At 74.2% G+C, this 5,386-nt stretch carries 5 protein-coding genes; 3 read left to right on the forward strand and 2 right to left on the reverse strand.

Translation table 11 applies throughout. The features are described 5' to 3' along the window. Window positions 1-263: 263 nt before the first annotated feature. Window positions 264-728: an S-ribosylhomocysteine lyase gene (locus tag BQ9890_RS10305; RefSeq protein WP_075891333.1), complete on the reverse strand. Its 465-nt coding sequence runs from the start codon at window positions 726-728 to the stop codon at window positions 264-266. A gap of 142 nt (window positions 729-870) precedes the next feature. Between BQ9890_RS10305 and BQ9890_RS10310 the strand changes: the two genes are divergently transcribed. Together BQ9890_RS10310 and BQ9890_RS10315 are read left to right on the forward strand one after the other, a co-directional pair. Then, on the forward strand, window positions 871-2,541 hold the full coding sequence (locus BQ9890_RS10310) for a hypothetical protein (RefSeq protein ID WP_143226309.1): 1,671 nt from the start codon (window positions 871-873) through the stop codon (window positions 2,539-2,541). A 159-nt stretch (window positions 2,542-2,700) separates the two neighbouring features. Continuing rightward, the gene (locus tag BQ9890_RS10315) at window positions 2,701-3,072 is read left to right on the forward strand and encodes a DUF488 domain-containing protein (protein ID WP_075891338.1); all 372 of its coding nucleotides are present in this window, start codon (window positions 2,701-2,703) and stop codon (window positions 3,070-3,072) included. A 181-nt stretch (window positions 3,073-3,253) separates the two neighbouring features. Here BQ9890_RS10315 and BQ9890_RS10320 read toward each other — a convergent pair whose 3' ends face one another. Next, on the reverse strand, window positions 3,254-3,907 hold the full coding sequence (locus tag BQ9890_RS10320; RefSeq protein WP_195907663.1) for a polysaccharide deacetylase family protein: 654 nt from the start codon (window positions 3,905-3,907) through the stop codon (window positions 3,254-3,256). Window positions 3,908-4,377: 470 nt separating this feature from the next. Between BQ9890_RS10320 and BQ9890_RS10325 the strand changes: the two genes are divergently transcribed. Next, window positions 4,378-5,386, forward strand: a 1,009-nt coding sequence (locus BQ9890_RS10325; protein WP_195907664.1) for a serine dehydratase beta chain, incomplete at its 3' end; no start/stop codon positions are given.

Here is a 5,386-nt window from a genome sequence, read left to right on the forward strand (position 1 = left end):
CGGCACGCACTCCCGGCCGCGCAGGTGGGGTGGTGACGTCGGGGCTCATGCTGTCCTCCAGGATGTGTGGTCGGCCGGGTGGCCGGGTGGTGTGCGGTCCTCCCGCTGCGCGGGAGGGAGGTCGGGGGTTGGTGTCCGGCGGGCGTCCCCGTCGCCTGCGGGCGGTGGGTGCCCCCTCGTGCCGGCGTGTGGGGTGGGGGGAGCGGCGCCGGTGGACAGGGCCGCGGGTGGACGAGGGCGACGCCCCCGCGCGGGGGACCCTCTCAGGACGCGGTGACGGTCTCCCACTCCCCGCGGTGGGCGAGGAACCCACGGACCGCTTCCTGGGCCGCCTCGAGGGAGTGGTTGGCTCCCCACCCGCACTGGACCTCATTCGCCGCGGGCACGGAGGTGGCGTCCAGGATGTCGCGGAAGGTGGCCTCCAACAGGGGGAGGAACTCGTCGGTCCCGACCCCGAGCATGAGTGCGTAGAACCCCGTCTGGCAGCCCATGGGGGAGAAGTCGATGAGTCGGTCGGTGTGGTTGCGCATGAGTTCCGCAGTGAGGTGCTCGATGGAGTGGACCGCGGGCATCTCCAGGTGGGCGACATTGGGTTGGGTGAACCGGACGTCGTACTTCACCAGGACATCACCCCCGGGCAGCTCCTTGCGGTCGGCGACCCGCACGAAGGGGGCGACCACGCTGCGGTGGTCGAGGTTGAAGGATTCGACGTTCATGCGCTGGACCATGGCCCCGAGTCTAGGGTGCCCGGCGCGTGAGCCGTCCGGCGTAGCCTCTCCCTGAATGGCACCGGAGTGCCCGGCGGGTCCGGGGGAGGCTCCGGAGGCAGCAGACGACGCAGACGGAGCCGACGGGCCGGAGGACGCACGCATGGGACCGTGGAGACGCGAGGCACCGCGCCCGCTGGCCGGAATGAGCATGGAGCCCGCCTCCGACGGCGGTTCCTTCGCCTGGCGGGGGGGCGCCGCAGTGGCCCTGTGGTTGGGCGCTGCGGCGCTCACCTACTCGGCCTCCGGCATGTCCTGGTTCGCCGCACCCGACTACGACCCCCGTTTCGCGGACCCCGTGTGGGGCACCGACGTGCTGCACCGCGCGACGGCGCCGGGGGCCGCCCTCGTGCTCCTGGGTGGTCTGGTCATGGTCGCCTGCTGGTGGGTGAGCGGCAGGGTGGGCCGCTCCGGGCGGGGCGACCACCGACGTCGCACCCGGCTGGCCGTGCACACGGCGCGGATCCTGCGCCCGGTGCTCGCCCTCCTGCTCCTGGGGGCACTGCTCCTCTCGCTGCGGGGACTGGTGCTCCAGTGGGCCGCGGACTGGGTGGCCTACCCGGGGTGGTCGCGCTCCGTGGTCGCCCAGGTGAGCACCCTGGTGGCTCTCCTCCTGCTGCCGCGCCCGGACGACCCGCGCCGCTGGGCGGAGGCAGGGTACGGACGCGTCCGCGTGGGCGCCGCTGCGCTCATCTCGGTGGCCACCCTCGCACTCCCGCTCCTCCCGGCGGCCCTGGCGGACGCCACTGCGGAGGCCTCCGGCACCACCGCTGCCGGGGACGGTGTCGCGCAGAGCTCCGGGACCGGACAGTCGGCCCCGGGCCCGTCACCGGTCACGGTCACCACCTCGGACCCCGGGGCCACCCTGCACTGGGCGCAGGTGTCGGCCCCCCTGGGTGACGGGGACGCGGACTCCCCGGATGCGGGCACCGACACGGGCAGCGCGCAGGACACCGCCCCGGCCTCCGACCCCGCCTCCGGGGAGGGCAGCTGGTGGCACCGGTGGCGTGGGGCGACCGGCGTGCAGGTGGTCCCCAGCGCAACGGGCGGGAGTGGTCTGGCCGTCCTCGTCGATGCCTCCGCCCCGCAGCGCACGGCCCTGGCGGTCCTGGACCGGGGCGCGGGTGAGGTCCTCTCCCGCTGGGACGCCGATGCGTTCCGGGACCGTGGCCTGCCCCCGCTCCCCGATGCGGGTCGGGACGCCCGGCTCTTCGGGGAGTGGTTCGTCCACAACGGTCTCGCCACGGAATGGACGCGGGCGGACGGCACCGTCGTCGACACCGTGCCCACGACCGCACAACAGGCGGAGCTCAGGTCGAGGCAGGTCGAGGGGCTCCACGGCCGTTCCACCACCTCCACGGCGACGTGGTTCCTGGGCGACGACGCCGCCTGCCAACGGCGTGCCCTGGTGGACGGGTCGGACAGCTGGGTCCTCGACGAGGACACCGTGGTCGCCCTCGAGCTGTGCACCGACACGACTCCGGCCCACGCGCAGCTGCTCGGCATCGACCCCAGCTCCGGCAGCGTCCGTTGGCACACCGCTGTGCCCGGTTTCGACACGTGGGCGTCCGGGCTCGACGTGCCGGTGCCGACACTCTCCTCCGCGCGGTGGCCGGTCCTGGTGGAGGCCGTCGGGGACGGGGACGGGAGCACTGCCGAGCACACCGTGACCGGCGGTGTCGATCGCGGTCGCCGCGACTTCGTCATCCAGGTGGCCGGCGTCCGCCACAGGATCTCCACCAGTTCCGGAGCGGTGGTGGACGGGCAGGGGTGACCACTCCGGGTCGGTGCGACACCCGCGCCGCGCAGGTCCGCTCCTGAGCGCACCGGGCACGCAACGTGGGCCTACCGTTGACCGCATGGATGCCACACGCCCCGCAGCGCCACGCCGCACCGGGAGACCCCACGGGTCAGGAGACGGGGAGGTGCGGCCATGACAGCTCCCGCACGCGTGCGCGTCCGCCGGGTCCACGACGATCCCGCACCTGACGACGGCGCACGCGTCCTCGTCGACCGCCTCTGGCCACGCGGCATCAGCAGGACCCGCGCCGCCCTCGACGAGTGGTGCAAGCAGGTCGCCCCCTCGACCGAGCTGCGCAAGTGGTACGCGCACGACCCCGCCAAGTACCCGGAGTTCCGCGAGCGCTACCTCGCCGAGCTCCGGGACCGGGACCACGCCCCAGCCCTCGCCGACCTGCGCGCCCGGGCGGCGGCCGGACCACTCACGCTGCTGACGGCCTCCAGGCGGGCCGACATCTCGGAGGCGGCCGTGCTCCGGGAACTGCTCACCACACCCACCGACTGAGGCACCCACCCGTCACGCGTGGGGGCGTTCCCGGATGCCGGGGTGCGGTGCCGCGTGGGCCCGGTGGGTTGCACCGCACCGGTGCGGGCGTCCTGCCTGACCACGCCTCGCCGCGCCGCACCGGGGCCGCCATCTCCCCCGGGTCGGCACCGACCGGGGAGGACGACGCCGAGTGGTCGCCTCACTCGGTCGTCTGCTGGGTGCTGCCCGGACGGACCAGGTCGTGCTGGGAGTAGTAGACCCAGCCCTCACCGACCTTCCCACCCAGCAGCGTGGGGACGGTGACGGGTGTGAGACCACGCTCCCTGAGCCCCTCGACCACCTCCGGGACCGCGTCCACGGTGGTCGGGTAGATGTCGTGCATGAGGACGATGGAGCCCCGCTTCACCGTGGAGAGGACTCGGTCGACCACTGCCCGGGTGTTGCGGGACTCCCAGTCCTGGGAGTCGATGTTCCACACGACGATCGCGGCGTGCTGGCGGCCGGCCGCCCCCCGGACGGTGTCGTTCCAGTCCCCGTAGGGCGGGCGGACCAGCACGGGGTCGTGCCCGGTTGCGTCGCGGACCGCCGTGGCCGTGGACCCCAGCTCCCGGCGCACGGCCGCAGCACTGAGCCCCGTGAGGTCCGCGTGGTCCCAGGTGTGGGCCCCCACGACATGTCCGTCCTCGGCCTCGCGACGCACGAGGCCCGGCTGCTCGACGACGTGGGAACCGATGGGGAAGAAGGTGGCGTGCACCCCGAGGTGGGCGAGTGTGTCGAGCAGTCGACCCGTGGTCGCCGCGTCGGGGCCGTCGTCGAAGGTCAGCGCCACACAGGCGGTGACCCCGCAGTCCACGTCCGCATCCCCCGCTCCCTCCACCGCCACCGGCGACGAGGGCGACCCCGCGCTCTCGGACGGCGCCGGGGAAGCGTCTGTGTCCGCCGGTGTGGGCTCCGGAGTTCCCGTCCGGGGCGACGCCGGGCCCGCGGAGGGTGCCGGGGAGGACGGGGTCGATGGACTCCCCGACGTGGACGGGGACGGGAGGGAAGACGAGGGCCCTCCCTGCGACTGGGGTCCGGTGCTCGGCGTGCACACCCCACGAGCGCCAGTGTGGCCACAGCTGCCGCGAGCGTGCCCACCACGGCCCTGCCGCGCGTCCGGGTCCTCCTGCCGAATCCCCTGCAGATCTCCATCCCGCCCGAGCATACCGAGGGTCCCTCCGGGTGCAAGTGGGCCCCGGGGAGGGGTCGCCCCACGGGTCGTCCCACCCGGGTGTGACGGTGGGACCGACGTGCGCACGGCACCCGTGCGGGCACAATGGGGGCATGGACCTGCACCTCTCCCGACCGCAGGCGGAGACCCCGGAGCGGCACGATCCCGCCCACCCCACACCGGCAGCCCTGGTCGCCGGTCAGGTCCCCGCCACCGATGCCCTCCATCCCCTCTCCGCCTTCGACATGTTCCGCATCGGCATCGGCCCCTCCTCCTCCCACACCGTGGGCCCCATGCGGGCGGGCCTGGCCTTCGCCGCGGAACTGGCGGCCCTGGAGCCACGCGGGGTCTCCCGCGTGGGCATCGACCTGCTCGGCTCGCTCGGGGCCACCGGTCGCGGCCACAACACCGACCGCGCGGTCCTGCTGGGACTGGCCGGCCACGACCCGGCGACGGTCCCCACCGCGGTCGTCGAGTCCGTGCTTCCCGAGGTCGCCCGCACCGGAGGACTCACACTGGTGGGGGGCCACCGTGTCCCCTTCGACGTCGACCGCGACATCCGGTTCCTGCCGCGCACCCGCCTGCCCTACCACGTCAATGCCCTCACGATCACGGCCTGGCCGGACCCTCCCCGGACCAGCCCGGCAGAGGCGCCCTCGTCGGGCCCCCTCCCACCGACCGACGCTGCCGGGAGTCCACCCCTGCTGAGACGGACGTACTACTCGGTGGGCGGCGGGTTCGTCATGGTGCAGACCAACGACGACCCGGAGGAGCCGGTCGTGGAGTCCCTGGCCACCGCCGAGGCGACGTCGACGCTCGGGGTGGCGGCCCCCCACCCCTTCGCCACCTCCGCCGAACTCCTGGAACGCTGCGCCGGAAGCGGGCTGTCCATCGCGGCGCTCGTGCGCACCAATGAGGAGTCCATGCGGTCTCCGGAGCGGGTCGACGCCCACCTGGACCTCATCGCGGACGAGATGTTCGCCTGCATCGAGGAGGGCGTCTCCGCCACGGGGCTCCTGCCCGGGGGCCTGGACGTGCCCAGGCGGGCCCATGCGCTCGCCGACCAGCTGAGGGCCCGTTCCTCCCGTCGGACCGGGGACGGGGAGGGCGGCGGCCCGGGAG

Source organism: Actinomyces provencensis (genome assembly GCF_900155435.1).
GTDB classification, from domain to species: domain Bacteria; phylum Actinomycetota; class Actinomycetes; order Actinomycetales; family Actinomycetaceae; genus Pauljensenia; species Pauljensenia provencensis.